We start from the raw sequence: 21,945 nt of genomic DNA, 5'->3' as shown, positions 1-21,945 counted from the left end.
TCAGTAAGACACGTAAACGTCGGTCAGCAGGTTTTCTACCGCAGGGAACTCAGCGGCGCGGGCCTTGGCCACGGCGTCATCGACCAAGGCCGTGACCTCGTCGTCGATGGCTTGCAGTTCTTCTGGGGAGATTTGACCGGCAACGTGTTGACTGAAGATTTTCAAAGGGTCGCTTTCCTGGCGCAGGCGCTCGACTTCGCCGTCTGCGCGATACAGCATCGGGTCACCTTCAAAGTGCCCGTACCAGCGATGGGCAATGGCTTCGATGGCGGTGGGGCCGCCACCGTTGCGCGCCCGCTCGACGGCCTCGCTCACCGCCTCGTATACCGCAAAGAAGTCTGTGCCATCCACCTTGACCGCCGGCATGCCGAAACCTGCCGCGCGCTGGGTAATGTTGCGCCCACCCACCGCATAGTCGTGGCCGGTGGCTTCACCGAAGCCGTTGTTTTCAAACATGAAGATGACCGGCAGTTGCAGCACCACGGCCATGTTCATGGCTTCGAACACCAGGCCTTGGTTAGAACCGCCATCACCGGTGAACGACACGGCCACGCCGCCGTTGCCCAAGGTTTTTGCCGTCAGAGCCGCGCCGATGGCCAGGGGTGGCGCGCCACCGACAATGGCGTTGGCGCCGAGCATGCCTTTGCTCAAATCGGCGATGTGCATCGAGCCGCCCTTGCCTCGGCACAGGCCAGAATCCTTGCCAAAAATTTCTGCCATCATCCCGTGAATGTCACAACCTTTTGCAATGCAATGGCCGTGACCACGGTGAGTGGAGCCGATGTAATCGGTGTCTTTGAGGTTCTCGCACACCCCCACCGCAATGGCCTCTTCACCACAGTAAAGGTGAATAAAACCGGGGATATCACCCGTTGTGTTCTCTTGATGGAGGCGTTCTTCGAACACGCGAATTTCGCGCATTTTGCGGTAGGCCTTGAGCAGTTCTGACTTGCTAAGCGACATGGGTTCGCCCTCTTGTCTTGGCTTTTTTATTGGGTTTATCGAACACCTTGTAGTGATCGACGATGGCGTTCCCTTACGGTAAGAGTCTAAAGTCGCAGCCATAACTACCCGTATGGGGGGGCGCCACTCACTCCCCCGGGGGGTACTCTTGAGCCCCCCAGGGACGGCGTCATCCAAACGCTAGAGGGATGTATAAAAACAATGACCCAGGCCAATTTTTCCAACCCGATCGAGCGCCATACGGCCTTTGGTCTTGACCACGGCTTACCGCTGATCGGCACCAAACTGGTACCGCCGCGCTCGGCGCGTACGGTGCTGACACGGACACGCCTGTTGGAAAAAGTCAGCCTGATGCAAGAACGCTGCATGGCGCTGGTGTGCGGGCCCGCCGGGTTTGGCAAAACCACGTTGCTGGGGCAGTGGCGCCAGCATTTGCTGGAGCAGGGCCACAGCGTGGCGTGGCTCAGCCTGGATCAGCAGGACAACACCCCGCAGACCTTTCGCCGCTATGTGCTGGCGGCCTTGAGCCAGGCCAGTGGCGAACCGCTGGAGCCGGTGGCGGCCCTGACCGAGAGCCTCGCGCTGGCCGACAGCCGGTTTATCCGCGAGCTGATCAACCTGATGCAGCCCAGGCAAAACGCCTTGTACCTGGTGCTCGATGACCTGCACCTGCTCAACCACCCCGGCATCGTCAGCGACCTTGAGCAGCTGTTGCAGCATGCTCCCGACTGTTTCCACTTGCTGGTGGGCAGCCGCAGTGTTCCGGCGCTGCCGCTGAGCCGTTTGCAGGCGCACAATCAGTTGCTTGAAATCGACACCAACGCCCTGCGTTTCAACGTCGAAGAAACCCAAAGCTATCTGGCCAGCGCCAACCCTCAGCGCTTCCCTGCGACCGAGTTGCAGCGGGTTCTGAGCCTGACGGAAGGCTGGATCACCGGGATTCAAATGGCCGCACTGGCGCCCAGCGATCCGTTGCGCAACCTCAACCGCATGCACCTGGGCAGTCGGCAGATCGGCCGGTATTTGTACGACGTGGTGCTGGCGCCGCTGCCGGTGCGCTTACAAGAATTTTTGTTAAAGACCTCGATCCTCGGGCGCCTCACGCCGTCGCTGTGCAATGCCGTGACAGAGCACGACGACGCGGATGACATGCTGGCCGAGATTGAACGGCACAATCTGTTTTTGTTTTCGCTGGACAGCCAGGGCCACTGGTTTCGTTACCACGCCCTGTTTGTCGAGACCCTGAGCGAGCGCTTGCAGCACAGCGATATTGACGTGGTGCACCTGCATGAACGCGCTAGTAACTGGTTGGCCAAACACCAGTACTGGGCCGAGGCGATTCGCCATGCGCTGGCCGCTGGCCAACTGGGCAGCCGCAGCGATTGTGCCCATCAAGGCGCGCAATCGCTGGCCGAAGAAGGCGATGTAGAGACGCTGGTGCGCTGGTTGCAGCAGATGCCCGAGATCGCCAGCCTGCCCTTGGACCAGCAGCGCATCGACCTGCAACTGAACCTCGCGTGGGCGTTGGGCCATCACTTTCATTTCGCGGCTTCCAGGGGCTTGCTCGACAGCTTGCGGCCGCTGTTCAACACGCCGCAGCCCTGCTCGCGGCTGACCATCAAATACCAGGTGATCGGCGCAATTACCGAGGCCTTCGCTGAAAATATCAGCCAAAGCATCAAGCGCGTTGAGCCGTTGCTGGCGCAGGTGCCGTGTGGCGATACCTGGGTTGACGGGCTGATTTGCAACATCCTCAGTTATGGCTACATGACCCAAGGCCATTACCCTCAGGCGCAAGCGGTACAGCGCCATATGCCGTGCCCGACAACGCCCTCGCACAACCTCTTTGTGACGGTTTACCGTGCCTTTGTGCTGGGGCTGAGCCACTTTCGCCAAGCCGATTTACACAGTGCCGAGCAGTATTACCGCTTGGCGCTGACCCCGACTGAAGACCTCACCGGCCCGCAATCGAGTGGCAGCGCGACGTTGGCGGCACTCTTGGGCGAGGTGCTGTACGAGCGCGGTGAGTGGCAAGCGCTGCAAACGCTGGTGACGCCGCGCTTGAGCCAGATCGACGCCAACGCCCCGCTGGACGCGCTGTTTGGCGCCTACGCCAGCCTCGCCCGCCGGGCGCTGCTGATGGGCGAGCCGACCCAGGCGCGCTACCTGCTGGAGCATGCGCAGCAACTGGCAACCCTGCGCCGCTGGTCCCGGTTACAAGCCTGGCTGCTGGTGGAGGAAATACGCATTCACCTTGCGTGTGAGCAACTGCCGCAGGCGTTGGAGTTGCAGGCGCAGTTCGAGGCGCTGGACCCGCATCGGGCGCATGCCGAGATCACCCGTGCCCGCACTGAAGCGCACTGCCATATCGCCGCGGCGCAAAAAAACTGGCGCCTGGCCGCCACCCTGTGGCAAGCCCTGCTGCAAGACGACGAGCGTCAGGGCCAACTGTTGCGCGCCGTCCGCAGCCGCGCTGCGCTGGCGTGTGCGTTATGGCCAAGCGACCCGGCGGGTGCCGTCAACACCTTGCAACCGCTGCTTAACCTGGCGTGTCGGCAACATTTGCGGCGCAGTGTGCTGGATGCCGGTGACGCCATGCCGGTGTTGCTTGAAGCCACGGTGAAAACGGCGCGGGGTGAAGTTGCGCACTACCTGCGCGGCCTGCAGGAAAACCTCGATCCGCGTATTGGCAACGAAGACCTCGACAGCCGCGAGCCGAGTTTGAGTGAGCGCGAGTTGCAGATTTTGCGTTTGATTGCCCAAGGCCAGGCCAACAAACAAATCGCCCGCAGCCTCGACATTTCGGCAGAGACCGTGAAATGGCACCTGAAAAACCTGTTCAGCAAATTGCACGTCACCAGCCGCATACAAGCGATCACCCGGGCGCAGAAGTTGTGTTTGTTGGGGTAGGTACCTATCGCAGCCTTCGTTCCTCGGCAGCGACTACAAGAGTCTGGCGAAAAAACCGGGTTGGGTTGCCAGGGCTGTTCGCAGTTGGGCGGCGCTGATGGTTCGTTGGGTTGGGTCCAATGCCAGGGCTTTACGCACGGCGCGCCAGGCGTGGCGGGGCAAGTTTTTTGGGCGTTTGAGGCGCTTTTTGATGGCAGGCTTTCGGTTAAACGGGTGTTTGCCGCTGGCCAGTTCATAGAGTAAACAGCCCAGCGCATACACGTCGGCAACGCAGGTCAACGCGGCACCTTCAAGGATTTCAGGCGCGGCGTAACCCGGTGTCCAGGCGTTGACGCGGCTTCGGCTGACCGGCGCCAAGCCGTCCAGCGTTCCGGCCTGCGCCTGGCCAAGGCCAAAGTCGAACAAGCGCACGCCGTCTTCGCTCAGCAACACATTGCTCGGTTTGAGGTCGCCGTGCAGCACGCCGCGCTCATGGGCGTGGGCCACAGCATCGAGCAATGGCAAGGCGATTTCCTGTAACGCAGACCACCCCAACCCCAGCGGGCGCTCGCACAACAAACGGTCCAGGGTCGGACCGCGCAATAACTCCATCACCATAAACACCCGCTGGTGCGTCGTATCGACGTCAAAGCTGTAGATACGCAGCACGTTGGGATGGTGCAAATGGCGCATCAGCGCGTACTCGTTGAAGAGCAAGGCGCTGGCATCCGGTGACTGTTCGTAGGCTTCGCTGAGCACTTTCAGGGCGACGTAAGGCTGCGGGTCACCGAACTGTTCCTGAAGCAGGTCACGCGCCCGATACACCGTGCCCATGCCACCCGCGCCCAGCAAGCGCTCGATGCAATACCGCCCGCCGAGCACGGTTGGCAGTGCGCTCATTGGCGAATCACCACGGCGCTGATGTTGTCGCGTGCATCACCGCGCAGCACGCCGTCAAACAATCGCGCCAGCGCCACCTGCGGCGAGATCAGGCTCAGCGCGTTGCCCATCTCGCTGTGGCTGAGGTTCTGGTACAAGCCATCGCTGCACAGCAAAAACACATCGTCGGGCAGCACTTCAAGCTCGACCACGCTTAAGTTCAAATGCTCGCTGGCGCCCACTGCGCGGGTCAGTGCACGGGCACCAGGTTGCGCCTGCGCCTGCCCGCTGCTCATGGCGTGTTCATCCATCAGTTGTTGCTGCAACGAATGGTCCCGCGACAGTTGGTACAACTGCCGACCACGCCACAGGTAGCAACGGCTGTCGCCCGCCCAGACACAGGCGCCCCGCTGCCCCTCCAGCAGCAACGCGACCACGGTGCTGCCCATCAGGTTGTCAGCATATTGATCGCTGACAGTGAGCTCCTGGCCCATGCGCCGGTTGAGCCAATGCAGACACTGACGCACGGCGTCCAGGCGCTGGTCAAAGGTTTGCACTTGGGTCAGTTCCCCCAGGCTGGTGACGATCATCTGGCTGGCGATGTCGCCCGCCCGATGGCCGCCCATGCCATCGGCCACGGCCCACAGCCCTTGCTGTGGGCAATCGAGAATGGCGTCTTCGTTGCGCTCACGGACCTTGCCCTGATCGGTGCACGCCGCGCTGCGCCATGGCAGTGCTGGCACCATCACAGTTGCTCGGTCAGACGGAAGCTGCGCAGCACGTCCATATCAAACGGGTTGGGTGTGCGCTGGCTCATCAGCAGGTAGTTGGCGCGCAACCCGCCCACATCGGCCTTGAGCACCATCACATCGCGCCCGCTCAGGTAGTCGGTTTGCATCAGGTCCAGCAAGCGGAACAACGACCAGGGCCCGGTACTTTTTTCGATGCCGACCGGGCGCCCGACGGTTTTTTCCATGACCAGGCTGGTGCGGCCGTTTTCGGCTTCGGTGGGCCACTGCAAGGTCATCGGTACGATCGGGCCATGCCGGTATTCAATGGACTGGTTGCCAAAGCGAAACTCGGAGCGGCTCACGCTGGAGTCCAGGTTGTAGGGTTCGAGGGTGAACTGCACCTGCGGTTCTGCCGGGTTTTGCGCAAAGAAGCTTTGGCGAATGACGTGCACCGCGGCCATTTGATCCAGGTAGGTTCTGGCCATCGGCAAGCCTTGCCCGTCCATGCTGCGCAGACGGTAATTACCCGCTTCACCGCTGACAAAAGGCCGCATGTAGGTATCGAAAAAGCGATCACTGATGCCTTGCCCACGGAAGAACTCGCGGAAGTCATTCAGGGCCACGTCGCTGTGGCTATGAGCGTTAAACGGATAACGCTGTTTGATCGCCCGCACGTAGAAGCCGTACAACTCGCGCTGATAACGCTGGTTGATAAATTGATACGTGTCGCTGAGCACCAGACGCCAGGTGTGCTCAGTCACCCCGTTGAACCACCCGTTGAGCGGGCTCGGCAAGCGTTGCGACGCCTGACGCAGTTGGCTCAGGGCATCGCGCTGGCCGGTCATGCGCGACGCGGCCATGTCGAAGGCGGCCTGGTCCGGTGTGCTGGCACGCGCAAGGCCGGCCAGTTGCAGTTGCACGTCGTTGAGCCCCTGCAAGGCAGGAATGAGGTCGGCGGCCGGGCCGTCGTTTTCATCCAGCAAACGGTGCAAAGGCTCGAACCGGCGCTGCAAGGCTTTTTTGGCGGTGTCCGGTACGTTTGCCGCTACAGCGTCCAGGGCTTGAGTGGCTTTTTCGGCCGCCTGCGGCAGGGTTTCAAGGGCCTCGGCCACGCTTGGGAAGCGCGTGTTTTCTCGCACTTGGAGTAACAAGTGCAGCACCGCAGAGTTGGCCGAGGTCAGCCCGGCAAACTGCTCAGCGCCTTCACGGGCGGTGTTGAAAGGCTGTAGCGCCAACTGCCCGACCGCTTCGCTCCAGTGCGTGGCGTAATCGCGAAAGTACAGTTGCTCAAGTTCGACCATCAACTTGCGAAGGTCCATGGCGCTGAGGGTGTTGCCCTCGCCCAGTACCCAGTTGTCACGCAGGATGTCACTGACCAGCGTCGCGCCCTGCACCGAGAAATACTGCTTGTAGCCTTGTTGGGTGTAGAACCCCGGAATCACATAACCCGCGCCGCTGAACACACTGCCTTGCGGCCCCAGATGCTGATCAAAGCTGTAGGGGGCCAAGGTGTGTGCCTGCTCGCGCAACATGCGGTACACCACTGAGGCCAGCGACTCACTACGCAACGCTTGTCGCGCTTGAGCAACCAGAGTGTCGTTAAGCGGGTAGTTCAGCGTAAGGCCGAGCAACCGACCAAAGTGCTGGTTAAGTCCATTCTGCACGGCGCTATTGCCGGGGTAGCGCGCTGACCAGTCCGTGGCCACCCACGCTTTGAGCCAGGCATTGTCGCGACGTTCGGGCATGCCGAGCATGAGGTACGCGCGCACGCTGTTGAGCAGGCGGTCGCGGTTGTTGAGGTTGGCACGGATCTGGCTTTCAAGTTGCTGGGCCACACGGGGCAGCAACTGCGCCTGAAGCTCGCGCTCGTAGGCCTGGGTCACCACCGGGTGGCTGACGCCGCCCTGATACAAACCGGTGCGCTCATGTAGCGACACGTCAATCAGCGACGGGAACACCCGCGTCGCGGCGTATTGCGTGTCGAGCGTGCCGAGAATGGCCCGGGCATCATCGCGCGGGCTTAGCAGTGAGCGCTGCTTGTCGCCTTGCTGGGCCAGTTCGCGCAATTTATCCAAACGTTCATGGTTGGCCGAAAAGCTCGCCGTCCACAGCACACCCACGCCACCAAGTACCGCCAGCGCGCCCACGTACATCACGCGCTGACCCCAATGCAGGCGCCGACGCTCGCGTTTATCCAGCCCCGCCAGTTCTGCCTCAGGGAAAATAACCCGGCTTAACAGGTGATGAACGAAGTGCGAGCGGCCACTGTGCAAGGTCGGCAGCACGTGGGCTTTCATATCCAGGCGCGCGCCGACATCGGCGGTGGTCGGGTTCAGTTTTTGTTTAACGTGCGGCGAGCTGGTCAGGTAAAAGCCGCGCAACGGGCTGGCACGCTGGTAACGATTGCCGGTGAACGCCATGTCGACAAACAGGCACAGCCGCTCGCCAATGCTGCCCAGTTGATGAGGGAAGTCGAGAATGCGCCCGCGTCGCAGACTGTCGCGCTCTTGGTGCATGCGCGTGATGACCTGGCTGTTGAGCCGCCCCAATAACGCTTCGAACTCAGCGCGCAGCAAGGCCACATCGGCACCGCTCTGACCTTCACCAAAACTGGCACCAAACACCTGGTCGCTCTCTTCGCGGCTCAGTTGTTCAAAGAACTCGGTGAAGCCCATCAGTTTGTCGGCCTGGCTTAGCACCAGATACACCGGCACCTCAATGTGCAAGGTTTGATGCACTTCTTGCAGACGCAGGCGAACTTGCTCGGCCAGGTCGGACAACCGGGTTTCATCGTTTGAGAACAGCGCATCAACCGGCAAGGTCACCAGCACACCATTGAGCGGGCGCTCGCGTCGACGTTTGCGCAACAGGTCGAGCAAGGTGCGCCAGCCGTTGGCATCGGCGTGGGTGGCGTCTTGGGTGAGGAAGCGCCCGGCGGTGTCGATCAACACGCCGTTTTCAGCAAAATACCAATCGCAATCACGGGTGCCGCTGGTGTCACGGGTGAGCTTGCGATCAATTTTGTTGAGCGGAAAATCCAGCCCCGAAAAATCCAGCAAGCTGGTTTTGCCGCTGCCCTTGGGGCCGATCAGCACGTACCAAGGCAGTTCATCGCGCCAGCGCTCGCTGCGACCTCGGTACACGCTGGAGGTTTTGAGTGTACGCAACGCGTCTTTGAAGCGTGCGCGCAGTTCTTTGTAGCTGGCATTGATCAGCGCTTCACGGCGCTCGCGCTCTTGGCCGATGTCGCTGTCTTCGGCCTCTTTTTTACGCCCCCCGGCCCGCCAACTGACAAAGACCATGGCCAGCCCCCAGATCAGGCACAGCGCACTGATGGTCAACAGCCGCGCCGTGGCGTCCGCCCAGAATTTATGCTCATTGACCGCCAACAGCGGCCCCACCCACCACACCAGCAGGGCAATCGACAGCAGCAGTAACAGCGTCCACACCCAGGTCTGGCACACAAAGGCACCGACCTTTTTCAACACGTTTTTCATGACCTATCCCTAATTACAACTGCGCTCGTACAACCGGAGTGTCGAGCTGTTGATACGGCTGCAAGACGACGTCGCGCTGCTCGCCCAAAACCCAGGCAAAGCCCGAAAACATGACCACCAGGCATCCCGCCGTGAAGGTCGCGAGCAACCACCCCGGCACGATGCGGGTCAGGCGGTGGCGGTGTGACTTGAGCCCTTGCCAGTGCGGTGAAAGCTCACGCGGGACGTCCCCGCGCAAGTGCCGGATCTGCCGGTACAGCGCATCACGAATGCCGTCGAGTTCATGAATGCCGCGCTCAATGACGCGAAACTTGCCTTCAAAGCCCAAGGCCAGGCACAGGTAAATCAGCTCCAGCAGCGAGAGGTTGTACACCGGGTCTTTGCACAGCTGGTCGAGCACCTGAAAGACCTTCTCACCGCCAAAGGTTTCGTTATGGAAACTGCTCAGCAGGCTCTGCTGCGACCACTCGCTTTCCTTGCCCCAGCGGGTGGTCACCACGGCCTCGTCGACCACCGTGCACAGCACGTAACGGGCTTTCATCATGTGCTGGCTGTCAACGCCCCGGCACAGGGCATTGGCCTCAAACGCCTTGATGGCGGCAGTGAGCTGTCCGTGCAGGCCCACCAGCGTGTCTGGCGAAGTGCTGTGCTTGATGTGCACCACGAACGACAGCACTTCACTGGCCGCCGCCACCAGCGGGTTGACACTGACGCTGAACGCATCGGCAGGTTTTACCCGCGCCGAATAGATCATGCGTTCGGCAAGTTGCTCGATTTTTGGCGGGGCCTGCACGTCGGTCAGGGCTGCGGTCGCAGGCGTGTGGCCATCGCGAAAAACCATCACCGTGCTGTCATCTGTTGGGTGTTGTGAATCCGTACGCATGGCGGTCAGTTCCTGATGGCCCAAAATTGCAGTTCAAGCGCTGAAAACTCGCCCGAGACATGGAAGGCAAACCCACCGGAGCGCTCCAGTTGCGCCAGCTCTTCGCTGCCCAGTTCGAGGATGAAATAGGTTTTGTTGGAGTGAAACGGGATCTGCCGAGGCGCCACCGGCAAGGGTTTGACCTTGAAGCCAGGCAGGTGCAGGTTGACCAGTTGGCGAATGTTTTCGACGGCCCCGACCTTGAGGTGCGCGGGTAAGCGATGGCGCAGTTCCTCGCTGTCGCAATGGGCCTGGGCGGCGAGAACAAACGAGGTGGCGGCGAGCAGAGCGTGGTCGGTCAATGGCGACACCAGCACGCCGTACTGACGGCTTTCCAGAACCAGCTCCATAGCGTGTTGCTCCAGCACCATCGACAGCACCTGGCGAATCGAGTCCATCAGGCTGCGAAAACTTTCGCCCTGATTGCTGTGCTGGTAGGCGCTGCGCACCTGCGGGCGTTTGCTCTCGCTGCCAAAGGTCGCGAGGTCGCCGAGCATCGCCAGCAACGCGCAATACAGCTCTTCGGGGTGCAGGTGCTCAAGGCTCAAATAGTGGCGCAACACCAGTTCGGTGCGGTTGATCAGCTGGAGCATCATAAAGTCACCGACCTCTGCCCCGCCGACCTTGCCGTTGGAGCTGATGCGCTGCGCCAGCGCTTCGCCGCGATTGGCGATCATGCTGATGACTTCTTTGAGGCACGACAGCACATAGCCAGACGCGTGGGCGTGGATAAAGGTCGGCACAAATTGCTCATCCAGCCGGATCACGCCGTCTGAGGTGGTGTCGAGGATCTGGCACACCTGCAACTTGATGCAGGCTTGTTCGTTCTGTTGCTCACCCAGTACCAGACGAAAATCCGGGCGGGCGCAACTGACCTGGCTGCTGGCGTCGTCACCGGCGTTTGAGTCGGACACGTCAATGTCGAACGCGGTGTAGCGCGCCAGCACATCGGCCTGGTCCACACGGCGGGTTTCAATGTGATTGCCGGTGACCAGAGGCAAGGCCAGGTAAACCGCCGTGTTGGCGGTGTGGCGCGGCACATCGAGGACCAATGCCTGGGTGCTGCCGCTCAGCTCAAACAAGCTACCGTCCGGCAAGACGCCCGCCGCCTGGCTGATCACCAGTTTGCCCATATTGAGAAACTGCATGTCGATGTCCAGCCCCAGAAAGCCCCAGGTGTAGCGGCCCAGTAACTGGGTGCGGGCTTTCATTTGGTGGTGGTAATAACGGTCGCTTTGTTGGAAGTGTTGCGGGCGCAGCAACATGCCTTCGCGCCAGATAACTTTGTGTGCATTCATGCTCAATCATCCGCCTGTGCAGAGGCCCGGGCGGCGTTATGAATGCCCGCCTGATCGAGTACCAAGTGGGCCGTGGTCAGGTCACCCGCGGCCAGCGGCACCACATAGCGCCATTGGGTTTGCGGCAGGTCGCGATACGCGGCCAGCACCGCGACATAGCGGCTGCCGGGCTCGACGCTTAGCTTGAGGTCGACGGTCTCGCCGGGGCGCACCTCCAGCTCTTCACTGGTGACCAGATCCGGTGAAAGCGAGGCTTTGGGCCGCTCGTACAGGCTGAAGAAATCGGCGTTCTCAAAGGCAACCGGGTGTTTGAGTTCCAACAACCGAACCACCAGCGGCGACGGACGGCCGTTGAGGTCGAGGTTGACCTGATCACTGGCACTCAACGTCAGGTTGAGCTTGGTGAGGCTGGAGTACGGCGACAACGCCGAACATCCGCCCAGCAGCCACACCGTCAGTGCCAGCAGAACGTTGCGATAAAGGGGGGTACTACGCGACATGCGCATCATCCTTGAGGGTCATTGTGGAGGGTGGAAATCATGCGCACTTGCACGTCGTAGGCCTGAGCGAAATCACGCGCCAGCACGCGTTCACACCAGTCATCGTCCTGTTGCAGGGCCTGGTGATAGCGACTGAACGCCCGCCAGCGGCTGGCCGATGTCTTGAGCCACGGCTGATAGCCATCACGCTCAAAGCGCAAGACCAATTGCTGCGGGGAGAAGTGCTCAAGGCTGCTGCGGATCGCGGCACGGCTGGCGCTTAACAGCGCGACCTGATGCGCCTGTACATCCCGAAAGGCACGCCCGACCACCTGCTCGGCCGAGGGCTGATGGGGCTTTTTCGGCGCCAGCAACAGGCCTAAGGCTTCGCTGGCATCCTGGCTGGAGGTGAGCGGGTTTTGGCGGGTGTCCGGGGCGGCGGTGCGGGCCAGGCGCAGCTGGTTTTTAAGCTCGCTGCGGGTCCACAGACTTTGCTGCAAACCGCCGATGCTGTGCTTGAGCAAGTGGGCGGCCTTGAGCGCCAGCGCTTCGCGGTCTTCACGTGATTGCTGCGCAAGGTCAACGCCCAACACCGCGCCAAACGCCAGCCAAAAGGCCTCGTCACTGGGTGGTCCCATGGCCGCAATCGGCTCGGGCAGTGGCGCCTTCGGGGCTTCGACCAGATGCGGGACCCGCAGGTTTTCGTAGTCGATCCGGGCGAAATCGACACGCTGCTCCCAGTCCGTTGGCTGGCCGGGGCGTGGCTCTGGTTCCTCCAGCACGGCAAAGACAGCCGCGGGTAGTTTGATCGGGTCGAGCGGGTCCATGGCCAAAAAAGCATCATCGGGGATGATGCTGCCCGCCGGTTGAGGGCGCCCGACCTGTTCCAGCATCGCTTGCAGCTCGTGCTCCAGTTGCGCACGCAACTGGAAGTCACCGATGTAAAACACATCGCCATGTTCGATGCGCTGCGCCTGGCCTTTGTTCAGCCAGGCCTCGGGACGGTTGCAACGACTGCCGTTGGTGCTGGTGTCAGTGAAGAAAAACGTGCCGTCCCGATAGCTGATGTGCGCGTGGTAATTGGAGACGCTGCGTGTGCTGTCCACGAGCGCCCACTCGCAGGCTGCATTGCGCCCGATGGTGCCGCCTTGCTCGGTGAAGGTTTTGCGCATCACCTGCGCAGCATCCCGCGACCGTGTGTCGAGCAGGTCGAATACCAGTTCCATAGTGTGGCTCCTTACGGTCACTTACCGCGATTGACCGCTTGCGGATCACCCAATGGGCGATAGCTGTTGTCGTTGAATTTGTAATTGGCGCTGCACCCACTGGCGCCGCAGAGCACGGCGACAGTCAGCAACACGGCGCACCAGAGACGAGCAATCATCAGGAGAGTCTCCACAGGCACAAAGAATGAAAGGGGCTCACGAGGCCTTCCTTTTTAGATCGTCCAAACGGATATTCAGGCGCTCCAGGCGGTACAGCAGCGTGCGCCGGGCGACGCCCAGTTCATGGGCTGCGCGGGTCTGGTTACCGGCGTTTTTGCGCAGGCAGTCGAGCAGCAACCCCCGCTCAACCTGATCCAGTCGCTCGCGCAGATTGAGGGTGGCGTCATCGGTGGAGGCATCGCGCAACAGCGAGAAATGTTCAGGTCGCAACTCAGTGCCTTCGCACAGCAACACTGCGCGCTCGACCAGCCCTTTAAGCTCGCGCACGTTGCCGGGGAAGGCGTAGCTCGCCAGTTGCTCCAGTACCGATTCGGACCAGAGCAGCGGCTGGCGCTGTAAAAAAGTGCAGGTCTGTGCGGCAAAATGTCGGGCCAGATCAAGGATGTCGCCCTCGCGCTGACGCAAGGCCGGCAAGGTGATGGGGAATTGTGCGAGGCGGTAATACAGGTCTTCGCGAAACAGCCCCTGGCTGACCAACTGCGCCAGGTCGCGATGGGTGGCGGCGATGATCCGCACATCAATTTTATGCGTGAGGTTTGAGCCCAAGGGCCGGATCTCACCCTCCTGCAACACGCGCAATAACTTGGCTTGCAACGACAGCGGCATGTCACCGATTTCGTCCAGCAGCAAAGTGCCGCCGTTGGCACTGTCAAACAGCCCGGCGCGGTCACGGTTGGCACCGGTAAAGGCGCCTTTGCGGTAACCGAACAGCTCGCTTTCCAGCAGGGCCTCCGGGAAGGCCGCGCAGTTCTGCACGATAAAGGGCCGGGCACGGCGCGAGCTGCCGTCATGAATCGCCCGGGCGACGACTTCTTTGCCGGTACCGGTTTCGCCCATCAACAGCACGGTGTAGGGGCTGTTCAACACTTTGTTGATCAGGTGGTACGTCTGGCGCATGACACGGCTTTTGCCAATCAGCCCGGTCGTGCTGCCGGTCAGGTTTGAGGGCATTACCGAGGTTGTGTCCTGCTGATGCAAACGCAACTGCGCCCCGACAAAAGTCCCGAAAACCCCAACAGATGGTGCATAAGCCAACAACTCAATCGCTTGACGACTGGCGACCAGCAACACGCCTGCGACCGACTGCTGCACATTGAGCAGCGGTACGCACAGCAACGCCCGCCATGGCAGGCCCTGGCTGGGCAAAAAACCGATGTCATAGAGCCCGTCGCTGAGGTCATCGACACTGACGACCCGGTTCTGACACACGGCAAACTGCAACAGGTGCTGGCCTGCGTAATCTGTTGGCAACCCCTGTTCGCGGGGCGCTTGCACAAGCCCGTCGAGCCATTCTGCAGTCAGTTCCAGGCGTTTGTGCGTGGCATCCAGTACGTACAGCTGGCTCAACTCACAGCCACTGAGTTGGGCCACGGCACGCACGCACTGGCCGACCACGCTGGCGCTGTCAGTGCAGCGCGCCACGCTGGCAAAGTGCTGGAGCAACGACTCGGCATACGCCAGAGGGTCCGCTACGCGAACAAACATCGGCTCCACCTTAAGCAAACTCACACAGCACATGGGCCTGCGGGTCGAGGGTGACGTGCACGCTCTTGAGGGTTTGCGCGTTGGCCATGGCGTCCAGCAAGCGGTCGGCTATCAGCGGCAGGACGTGGGTGTCGAGCAAGTAGTCGATGAGTCGCGCACCGCTGTCGCTTTGGGTGCAGCGCTCGGCCAGATGGTCGACCAGACGCTGGCAGTGACTGAACGCCAGTTGCCGCCGCTGCAGACGCTCACCCAGGCGCTGAAGTTTTATTTCAATCAGTTCGCGCAGCACCGGCCCGCTGACCGGGTAGTACGGCACCACGCGCATGCGCGCCAGCAAGGCGGGTTTAAAGTGGTTGCTGAGCACCGGGCGAATGCTCTGTTCAAGGTCTTCGGCACTTGGCCGCGCACCGTTGGCGCACAAGGCGTTGATGCGGTCGCTGGCGAGGTTGGAGGTCATCAAGATCAGGGTGTTGCGAAAGTCGATCTCGCGCCCTTCGCCATCGTTGGCCACGCCTTTGTCGAAGATTTGATAGAACAGGTTGAGCACATCCGGGTCGGCCTTTTCGACCTCGTCCAGCAGCACCACGGAGTACGGTTTTTGCCGTACGGCCTCGGTCAACATGCCGCCTTCGCCATAACCGACATATCCCGGTGGTGCGCCGATCAACCGCGAAACGGTGTGTTTTTCCTGGAACTCGGACATGTTGATGGTGGTGATAAAGCGCTCGCCGCCGTACAGCAGGTCGGCCAGAACCAGGGCTGTTTCGGTTTTGCCGACGCCGCTCGGGCCCACCAGCAGGAACACCCCCACCGGCGCATCGGGCTTGTTGAGGCCTGCCGCCGTGGCACGCATGGAGCGGTCCAGCGCATGAATGGCCTGTTCCTGGCCACGAATGCGCGCGCTTAAATCGGCGCCGAAACTGCTGACCTTGGCGCTGTGCTCACGGGCCAATTGCGACACGGGCACGCCGGTCCAGGCGCTGATGACTTCTGCGACCAGACGCGGGCACACTTCAAAACTGACCAGCCGTTCAAGGCCGTGGGCTTCGCTCAGGGCCGCGTGGGTGAGGTTGAGCTGCGCCTCCAGTGAGGGCACGCTGTGCTCGTTGTCAGGGTCAAGGTTCGGTTCGCTGGCCTCACGGGCCTGAGCCAGTTGTTGGCGCAGCGCCAGCAAGCGTTCGGCTAAGGTGCGTTGCTCAACCCAGCGTGCTTCAAGGGCGAGCTGCTCGCTTTCGGCTTCGATCAAGCGCGCTTCCAGCGTCAGCAGCTGCGCGTGATCAATCAACAAACCGGCTTCGGCATCACGGCGCATGGCCTGACGTTGGCGCCCGCCTTCAGCCAGTTCACCGCGCAGTTGCTCAAGCTTTTGCGGCGCGGCGGCCAAGCTGATGCGCACGCGGGCGCAGGCGGTGTCGAGCACATCGACGGCTTTGTCCGGGAGCTGACGCCCGGCCAGATAACGAGCCGACAATTGCGCGGCGGCCACCACCGCGTCGTCACGCAAATAAATACCGTGGCTCTTTTCATACACGTGAGCCAGGCCACGCAGAATGGTCACCGCCTCAGTGACGGTAGGCTCGTGCAATTGCACCGGCTGAAAACGCCGGGCCAGCGCCGGGTCTTTTTCGAAGTATTTTTTGTACTCACCCCACGTGGTGGCGGCAATGGTGCGCAACTCGCCACGGGCCAATGCGGGCTTGAGCAGGTTGGCCGCATCGGACCCTCCGGCGTTGCCACCGGCGCCGATCAAGGTGTGGGCTTCGTCGATAAACAGAATGATCGGCTTGGGCGAGGCTTTGACTTCGTCGATGACGCCTTTTAGGCGGCGTTCGAATTCACCTTTAACGCTGGCCCCGGCTTGCAGCAGGCCCATGTCCAGCGACAGCAATTCAACCCCAAGCAGCACCGGCGGTACTTCACCGGCGGCGATGCGCGAGGCCAGACCTTCGACGATAGCGGTTTTGCCGACACCGGCTTCGCCCACCACAATCGGGTTGTTTTTGCGCCTGCGGGCGAGGATGTCGATCATCTGGCGGATGGCGTCATCGCGGCACAACACCGGGTCAAGTTTCCCGGCCCGCGCCTGCTCCGTCAGGTTGTGGGTAAAGCGCGGCAATAACGCCTCGCCCGACGCCGGAGCGCGGTCGCTGGCGGGTTGCGTTTGTTGCGACAGGGCAAAGCCTTTGAGGCGTTCGATATCGAGCTGGGCCAGCAGGGTTTGATAGCCGCTCCCGGCATAACGCAGCGGGTTGCGCAGCAAGGCGAGGATCAAGGCGGCCTGATCAATCTGGGTTTGCCCCAGTTCAAGGCTGGCGACCAGCAGCGCATCTTGCAGCCATTGCACCAGCTCAGGCGCAAACACCGGGTTGCGTGAGGCGCTGTTTTCACTGCGCGGCTGCAAGGCGGCACTCAAGTGGCCCGCATCGATGGCGGCGTCTTGCAGCGCACGTGCGAGCAAGCCTTGCGGTCGCTCCAGCAGTTGCAGCAGCAGGTCTTCTACCAATACCTGGCTCGCGCCACGTGTTACACAGCGTTCGGCACTGCCCTCAAGGTCGCGCCGGGTGTCGGCGTCGAGTGCCTGTATCAGTTGTTGCAGGTCTACGTTGATCATGGCCATTGCTCCTTAATGTGCTTTACCCAGGGTGACGACGCCGTCCGCGTATTCGCGGCCCAGCCAACTGGTCCATCCGAGTCGGCAGGGGTTGTGCTCGGCAATGCGCAGCTCACGGATTTCTTCGTGGCGCAGCACCAGCCGGATGTCGTACTCCAGCGGATCACGCAGGGTGAAGCGCACCAGCGCACACAGCGGCTGATACCCCGTGCCGATCGGCAGAAGTTCATGAAAACGCTCCCAACTCAGTTGGCGGATGTGGATACGAAACTTGCCGCTGCAATCGCGAACGCGCTCGCCCAGCACCAGGCTTTCACTCAGTTGATGATTGCCGCGCCCAAGGGCGTTGCGCTGTTCCTGGAGAATCTCGACGCGGCGCTCGATGCACTGCTCAATCGTCAGTTCGGCATGCTTGAAGTAGTACCGCAGCACCGACTCGATCAGGGCGGCCGAATGCGCACGCAAACTCAACAAACCGAGGTAAGGCAACAGGCGCTTCCAGTTCAGCTCTTGAGCGTCGCGGATGGTTTGGCCACCCAGCCCGATGAGGGCAAACAAATGGCTGGAAAACGGATCATTGGCGCCACTTTCAAATCGGGCGCGATAGCGGTACTTGCGCCAGATCGGCAGCAGCAGCCGTTGCAAGCGGTGGTTGAACAGATCCAGAAACTGCCGCGTGGTGTTCTGCGCGTCGCCGTCGCCCAGCGCTTGCTCGCCATAAAACGCCGGCAACGGCGACGCGGAACCCACCAGGCCCATCAGGTTGAAACGCAGCCGTGCACGGCGTTGCCCGTGTTCGACAAAGAACTCCACCGCATCAACGTCGCAGCCCGGAAAACCCAGGCTCGGGTTGGCAACAAACTCCACCCGATCGTAGAGCTCGTCTTCGCTGATGTCGGTGTTGCCGTCACGCAGGCGGTCAATAACCAGCAGCACGGCCTGAAACAGCGAGTACTCCCGGACAGTGCGCGCCAACACGCTCAGAGCAGGGGCTGCAGGCCCATGCGGGGTGTCCATTGGTAGGTCTCTCCCTGTGTGCTGTGGACCCGCAGTTCGTGGTACGAATTGAGGCTGGCGTAAAGCGCGAAAAACTCGTTGAGTACCGAGGCAAATACAAACAGGTCGCCATCGCCGACATAGCCTTGGGTATCAACGGTCAGTTCGGTGCGCAGGCCACGCAGCGGCAAGCCGCGGTGCAGGCGGTCAACGTGCTCATGGCGGATTGACTTGAGGCCGTTGAGCAGGTTTTTACTGACGCGCTCGGCGTGTTCGTCGTAGTAGCGCGGCAAGTCGTAGGTTTCGAGGATCACCTTCAAGGCATCCACGTTGGCCAGCGACAGGTAGTTGAGTGACATGTTGCTGATCAGCTTCCAGAGGAAGTCGCGGTTGAGCGGCGGTGCGTAGCTGGGCGTCACCGGCCCGATGTTGCGAAACACCAGGAACTCGGGCGTCCCTTCGCAAGGCAGACAGATATCGCCCTGGCCAAGGCGTCGGGGCAGGTTCTGATTGGTGCACGTCAGCTCAATGGACAAGGTTTCGCCCGCCTCGGGCTGGCGGGTGCCAAAACTGAGGTAGGTGTCGAGCCCTTCATGCAGCAACGCTGTACGCTGGCGAACGCTGTAATGCGTTTGCTCGACGGCCACATCAAAACTGGGGTCGTGTTCGAATGATTCGAACGGCACATACCGCTGGGAACCCGTGCCGTCGACGCGCCAGCCGGTCACGCTGTCGACCGAGAACACCGCGCAGTGTTCGAGCGCCAGCCGTGAGGGCATCAGCAGGTATTCGTCTTGTTTGCCGTCCAGACGCACGGGCATGGCGTCGTGCTGGAACAGGTTGACGATAGGCGTGCAATAGAGCTTCACGTTGTCCAGCGTCGGGCGCAGGCGCTGGGCGTTGCTCTGGCGAATATCAAAGCGCAATTCCAGGCCGCGCACTTGCTTGAGGGTGTCTTCAGGCAGCGTGCCCAGGCGTTCCAGACCGCTGAGGTCAACGAACAGAAACTTGTCCTGAAAGGCGAAGTATTCCTGCAAGTAGCGGTAGCCGCGAAAGGTGTTCAGCGGGTAAGGAATCAAGGCTTCTTCTTCGGCAAACCCCACGGGTTGTATGCACGTGGGTGCCAGGGTGAACGCCAGGTTTTCGCTGGCCTCCAGGGCTTTGCCGTTGCCATCGAGCGGCACCACGGTGACGCCGTGCAGATGGCGCAACAAGCCGAGGTAAAGCATTTGGCTGACGTAGCGCTCGCCCGCCAGGTGCAAGCGCAACTGGCTCAGCGCCAGCTCCCCTAAATGACCGTCACAGGTCATGTTCAAGCGCAGGCTGAGCAGCGAGCCTTGCGCATTGACCGAGTGCTTCAGCTCAACCAAGGCCAATGGCAGCACGTCTGTCGGGTAGCAGGTTCTGAACTGGCAACTCACGCCGTCAATCGGCTTGCTCGCCACCCGGGTTTCGCGCTCGACCCGCAGCGCCGGGCCCGGACGGTCCAGCGGGTCGAACTGCAACAGGCTGAATGCCGGCAGTGGCCGCATGTAATTGGGCCATAGCAGGTGCATCAGCGAATGGCTCAGTTCGGGCAGTTCATCGTCCAGTTTCTGGCGCAGGCGCCCGGTTAAAAAAGCAAAACCTTCAAGCAACCGCTCGACGTCAGGATCACGCCCGGCCTGGCCCAAAAACGGCGCCAACGCAGGACTACGCTCAGCGAAGCGGCTGCCCAACTGGCGCAATGCAGTGAGTTCGCTTTGGTAGTAATGGTTAAAAGACACGGCGCTACCTGTTAGTTGTCGACGGCACGAAATACGGGAAACACATAGGGGTTGAACGTCACGCGTGTCGGGCTTTAAGTCCCGACTCTGACCTGGCCACTGCCATCCAGGTGCGCGGTAAAACTGACCTGACGCTTGGTGCCCGCCACGTCCAGCCAGCCGTCGAGACTGAAGGCGAGCCGCAGCGGGTCGCCGTCTCGGGGCAAGGCGCTGACGCGGACTTGGCTCAAACGCGGTTCATAACGTTCAATAAAAATTTCGATGGCCTCGCGCGCCTGGGTCAGCGCGTCATGCAGGCTCAAACGCATGTTGTTCAAATCGGGCAAGCCGTAGTCGGGCAGCGTTTGCACGCTGCCCGCCCGGGTGCTGAGCATTTTTGCCAAATGGGTAGCCACGGACGCCTGGGCGCAGGCAACGGGGCTCAAGCCCCGGCGTGTATCCACATCGCCCGCCAGGCGTTCAAAAAGGCTGCCATATGCGCTCATGCCCGCCTCCCGTTACTCTTTTTCCATCTTGCCGACCAGCGACAAGGTGAAGTCAGCCCCCATGTACTTGAAGTGCGGGCGCACGTTCAGGCTGACGCGGTACCAGCCAGGCTCGCCTTCAACGTCGCTGACGGTGATATGAGCGGCACGCAAAGGGCGACGGCCACGGACTTCGGCGGCAGGGTTTTCCTGGTCGGCAACGTACTGGCGGATCCACTTGTTGAGCTCAAGCTCAAGGTCGGTACGCTCTTTCCACGAACCCAACTGCTCGCGCTGCAACACCTTGAGGTAATGCGCCAGGCGGTTGACGATCATCATGTAGGGCAGTTGCGTGCCGAGTTTGTAGTTCAGCTCGGCGTTCTTGCCTTCGGCGCTGATGCCGAAGAACTTGGGTTTTTGTACCGAGTTGGCCGAGAAGAAGGCGGCGTTGTCGCTGCCTTTGCGCATGGTCAAGGAGATGAAACCTTCCTCGGCCAGTTCGTATTCGCGGCGGTCAGAGACCAGAACTTCGGTGGGGATCTTGGTTTCGATTTCGCCCATGCTTTCGAAGTGGTGCAGGGGCAGGTCTTCAACCGCACCGCCGCTTTGCGGGCCGATGATGTTCGGGCACCAGCGAAACTTGGCAAAACTGTCGGTGAGCCTGGAAGCAAAGGTGTAGGCGGTGTTGCCCCACAGGTAGTGTTCGTGGCTGTTGGCAACGGTTTCTTTGTAGACGAACGACTTGACCGGGTTTTCTTCTGGGTCGTACGGGTTGCGCAGCAAGAAGCGCGGCACGGTCAACGCCATGTAGCGCGAATCTTCGGACTCGCGAAAGCTCTGCCATTTGGCAAATTGCGGGCCACAGAAATGGTCTTTCAGGTCTTTAAGGTTAGGCATGCCGGTGAAGCTTTCGAGGCCGAAAAATTTCGGCCCGGCGGCGGCAATGAACGGCGCGTGGGACATGCACGAAACGCTGGACACGTATTGCATCAGCTTGACGTCCGGCGAGCTTGGGGTCATGAAGTAGTTGGCGATGATGGCGCCTACCGGCTCACCACCGAACTGCCCGTATTCTGCGGTGTACACATGTTTATAGAGGCCCGATTGCATGACCTCGGGCGAGTCTTCGAAGTCGTCCAGCAGGTCTTCTTTCGAGACGTTGAGGATTTCGATCTTGATGTTTTCGCGGAAGTTGGTGCGATCGACCAACAACTGCAAGCCACGCCACGCGGACTCCAGCGACTGGAAGGACGGGTGGTGGAGAATTTCGTCCATCTGGTTGCTGAGCTTGGCGTCGATCTCGGCAATCATGCGATCAACCAAGGCTTTTTTGACCGGCTCGCCCTGGTTTTGCGGTTTCAGCAGTTCTTCGATAAACGCCGCCACGCCGCGCTTGGCAATGCCATAGGCGTCGTCTTCGGGGGTGAGTCGGGTTTGCGCAATGATGTCGTCCAGAACGCTGTAAGAAGTGCTTTTATCGTCTTTTAGTTGTGCGGCGCTGCTGCTCATTGTGTGGCTTC

At 61.0% G+C, this 21,945-nt stretch carries 16 protein-coding genes; 1 reads left to right on the top strand and 15 read right to left on the bottom strand.

Features of this window, described 5'->3' with window-relative positions:
* Positions 1–963: a thiamine pyrophosphate-dependent dehydrogenase E1 component subunit alpha gene (locus tag GHO32_RS06135; protein ID WP_048389391.1), complete on the bottom strand. Its 963-nt coding sequence runs from the start codon at positions 961–963 to the stop codon at positions 1–3.
* Between the two features lie 201 nt (positions 964–1,164).
* Here GHO32_RS06135 and GHO32_RS06130 point away from each other — a divergent pair, with 201 nt between their 5' ends.
* Positions 1,165–3,873: a LuxR C-terminal-related transcriptional regulator gene (locus GHO32_RS06130; RefSeq protein WP_153337994.1), complete on the top strand. Its 2,709-nt coding sequence runs from the start codon at positions 1,165–1,167 to the stop codon at positions 3,871–3,873.
* A gap of 33 nt (positions 3,874–3,906) precedes the next feature.
* On the opposite strand, the gene GHO32_RS06125 is transcribed toward GHO32_RS06130, so the two are convergent.
* From GHO32_RS06125 to tssC, 14 genes are all read right to left on the bottom strand, one after another.
* Positions 3,907–4,752, bottom strand: a complete 846-nt coding sequence (locus GHO32_RS06125) for a serine/threonine-protein kinase (protein WP_153336090.1) — start codon at positions 4,750–4,752, stop codon at positions 3,907–3,909.
* On the bottom strand, positions 4,749–5,477 hold the full coding sequence (locus tag GHO32_RS06120; protein ID WP_153336089.1) for a PP2C family serine/threonine-protein phosphatase: 729 nt from the start codon (positions 5,475–5,477) through the stop codon (positions 4,749–4,751). Before GHO32_RS06120 ends, GHO32_RS06125 begins: the two co-directional genes overlap by 4 nt.
* Complete coding sequence (gene tssM / locus GHO32_RS06115) at positions 5,477–8,959, bottom strand: type VI secretion system membrane subunit TssM (protein ID WP_153336088.1); 3,483 nt, start codon at positions 8,957–8,959, stop codon at positions 5,477–5,479. The genes GHO32_RS06120 and tssM overlap by 1 nt, the downstream gene beginning before the upstream one ends.
* Before the next feature lie 13 nt (positions 8,960–8,972).
* The gene (gene icmH, locus GHO32_RS06110; RefSeq protein ID WP_048367738.1) at positions 8,973–9,842 is read right to left on the bottom strand and encodes a type IVB secretion system protein IcmH/DotU; all 870 of its coding nucleotides are present in this window, start codon (positions 9,840–9,842) and stop codon (positions 8,973–8,975) included.
* Between the two features lie 5 nt (positions 9,843–9,847).
* Positions 9,848–11,179 (bottom strand): type VI secretion system baseplate subunit TssK, encoded by a 1,332-nt coding sequence (tssK, locus tag GHO32_RS06105; protein ID WP_153336087.1) that lies wholly within the window; start codon positions 11,177–11,179, stop codon positions 9,848–9,850.
* A 2-nt stretch (positions 11,180–11,181) separates the two neighbouring features.
* Positions 11,182–11,679, bottom strand: coding sequence for a type VI secretion system lipoprotein TssJ (gene tssJ / locus GHO32_RS06100; RefSeq protein WP_153336086.1), 498 nt, complete (start codon positions 11,677–11,679; stop codon positions 11,182–11,184).
* A gap of 5 nt (positions 11,680–11,684) precedes the next feature.
* Positions 11,685–12,884, bottom strand: coding sequence for a type VI secretion system-associated FHA domain protein TagH (tagH, locus tag GHO32_RS06095; RefSeq protein WP_153336085.1), 1,200 nt, complete (start codon positions 12,882–12,884; stop codon positions 11,685–11,687).
* 17 nt (positions 12,885–12,901) lie between these two features.
* Positions 12,902–13,042 (bottom strand): type VI secretion protein, encoded by a 141-nt coding sequence (locus GHO32_RS06090; RefSeq protein ID WP_153336084.1) that lies wholly within the window; start codon positions 13,040–13,042, stop codon positions 12,902–12,904.
* A 37-nt stretch (positions 13,043–13,079) separates the two neighbouring features.
* Positions 13,080–14,588, bottom strand: coding sequence for a sigma 54-interacting transcriptional regulator (locus GHO32_RS06085; protein WP_153336083.1), 1,509 nt, complete (start codon positions 14,586–14,588; stop codon positions 13,080–13,082).
* A 10-nt stretch (positions 14,589–14,598) separates the two neighbouring features.
* Positions 14,599–17,205, bottom strand: coding sequence for a type VI secretion system ATPase TssH (gene tssH / locus GHO32_RS06080; RefSeq protein WP_178113844.1), 2,607 nt, complete (start codon positions 17,203–17,205; stop codon positions 14,599–14,601).
* A 6-nt stretch (positions 17,206–17,211) separates the two neighbouring features.
* Positions 17,212–18,216: a type VI secretion system baseplate subunit TssG gene (gene tssG, locus GHO32_RS06075; protein ID WP_153330181.1), complete on the bottom strand. Its 1,005-nt coding sequence runs from the start codon at positions 18,214–18,216 to the stop codon at positions 17,212–17,214.
* Positions 18,180–19,961 (bottom strand): type VI secretion system baseplate subunit TssF, encoded by a 1,782-nt coding sequence (tssF, locus tag GHO32_RS06070; RefSeq protein WP_368668348.1) that lies wholly within the window; start codon positions 19,959–19,961, stop codon positions 18,180–18,182. The genes tssG and tssF overlap by 37 nt, the downstream gene beginning before the upstream one ends.
* Positions 19,962–20,035: 74 nt before the next feature.
* On the bottom strand, positions 20,036–20,446 hold the full coding sequence (tssE, locus tag GHO32_RS06065; RefSeq protein WP_153336080.1) for a type VI secretion system baseplate subunit TssE: 411 nt from the start codon (positions 20,444–20,446) through the stop codon (positions 20,036–20,038).
* A 12-nt stretch (positions 20,447–20,458) separates the two neighbouring features.
* The gene (gene tssC / locus GHO32_RS06060; RefSeq protein WP_048367750.1) at positions 20,459–21,934 is read right to left on the bottom strand and encodes a type VI secretion system contractile sheath large subunit; all 1,476 of its coding nucleotides are present in this window, start codon (positions 21,932–21,934) and stop codon (positions 20,459–20,461) included.
* Positions 21,935–21,945: the final 11 nt, after the last annotated feature.

Source organism: Pseudomonas sp. FSL R10-2189, from assembly GCF_009600325.1.
In the GTDB taxonomy this organism is placed as follows: domain Bacteria; phylum Pseudomonadota; class Gammaproteobacteria; order Pseudomonadales; family Pseudomonadaceae; genus Aquipseudomonas; species Aquipseudomonas helleri.
Note: the sequence above shows the minus strand (reverse complement) of the source record. Positions and strands in the feature narration are given on the sequence as shown.

What these genes read in the sequence shown, in the direction of transcription:
- GHO32_RS06135 (WP_048389391.1), bottom strand. Translation starts at nt 963, where the DNA reads ATGTCGCTTAGCAAGTCAGAACTGCTCAAGGCCTACCGCAAAATGCGC.
- GHO32_RS06130 (WP_153337994.1), top strand. Translation starts at nt 1,165, where the DNA reads ATGACCCAGGCCAATTTTTCCAACCCGATCGAGCGCCATACGGCCTTT.
- GHO32_RS06125 (WP_153336090.1), bottom strand. Translation starts at nt 4,752, where the DNA reads ATGAGCGCACTGCCAACCGTGCTCGGCGGGCGGTATTGCATCGAGCGC.
- GHO32_RS06120 (WP_153336089.1), bottom strand. Translation starts at nt 5,477, where the DNA reads ATGGTGCCAGCACTGCCATGGCGCAGCGCGGCGTGCACCGATCAGGGC.
- tssM (WP_153336088.1), bottom strand. Translation starts at nt 8,959, where the DNA reads ATGAAAAACGTGTTGAAAAAGGTCGGTGCCTTTGTGTGCCAGACCTGG.
- icmH (WP_048367738.1), bottom strand. Translation starts at nt 9,842, where the DNA reads ATGCGTACGGATTCACAACACCCAACAGATGACAGCACGGTGATGGTT.
- tssK (WP_153336087.1), bottom strand. Translation starts at nt 11,179, where the DNA reads ATGAATGCACACAAAGTTATCTGGCGCGAAGGCATGTTGCTGCGCCCG.
- tssJ (WP_153336086.1), bottom strand. Translation starts at nt 11,679, where the DNA reads ATGTCGCGTAGTACCCCCCTTTATCGCAACGTTCTGCTGGCACTGACG.
- tagH (WP_153336085.1), bottom strand. Translation starts at nt 12,884, where the DNA reads ATGGAACTGGTATTCGACCTGCTCGACACACGGTCGCGGGATGCTGCG.
- GHO32_RS06090 (WP_153336084.1), bottom strand. Translation starts at nt 13,042, where the DNA reads ATGATTGCTCGTCTCTGGTGCGCCGTGTTGCTGACTGTCGCCGTGCTC.
- GHO32_RS06085 (WP_153336083.1), bottom strand. Translation starts at nt 14,588, where the DNA reads ATGTTTGTTCGCGTAGCGGACCCTCTGGCGTATGCCGAGTCGTTGCTC.
- tssH (WP_178113844.1), bottom strand. Translation starts at nt 17,205, where the DNA reads ATGGCCATGATCAACGTAGACCTGCAACAACTGATACAGGCACTCGAC.
- tssG (WP_153330181.1), bottom strand. Translation starts at nt 18,216, where the DNA reads ATGGACACCCCGCATGGGCCTGCAGCCCCTGCTCTGAGCGTGTTGGCG.
- tssE (WP_153336080.1), bottom strand. Translation starts at nt 20,446, where the DNA reads ATGAGCGCATATGGCAGCCTTTTTGAACGCCTGGCGGGCGATGTGGAT.
- tssC (WP_048367750.1), bottom strand. Translation starts at nt 21,934, where the DNA reads ATGAGCAGCAGCGCCGCACAACTAAAAGACGATAAAAGCACTTCTTAC.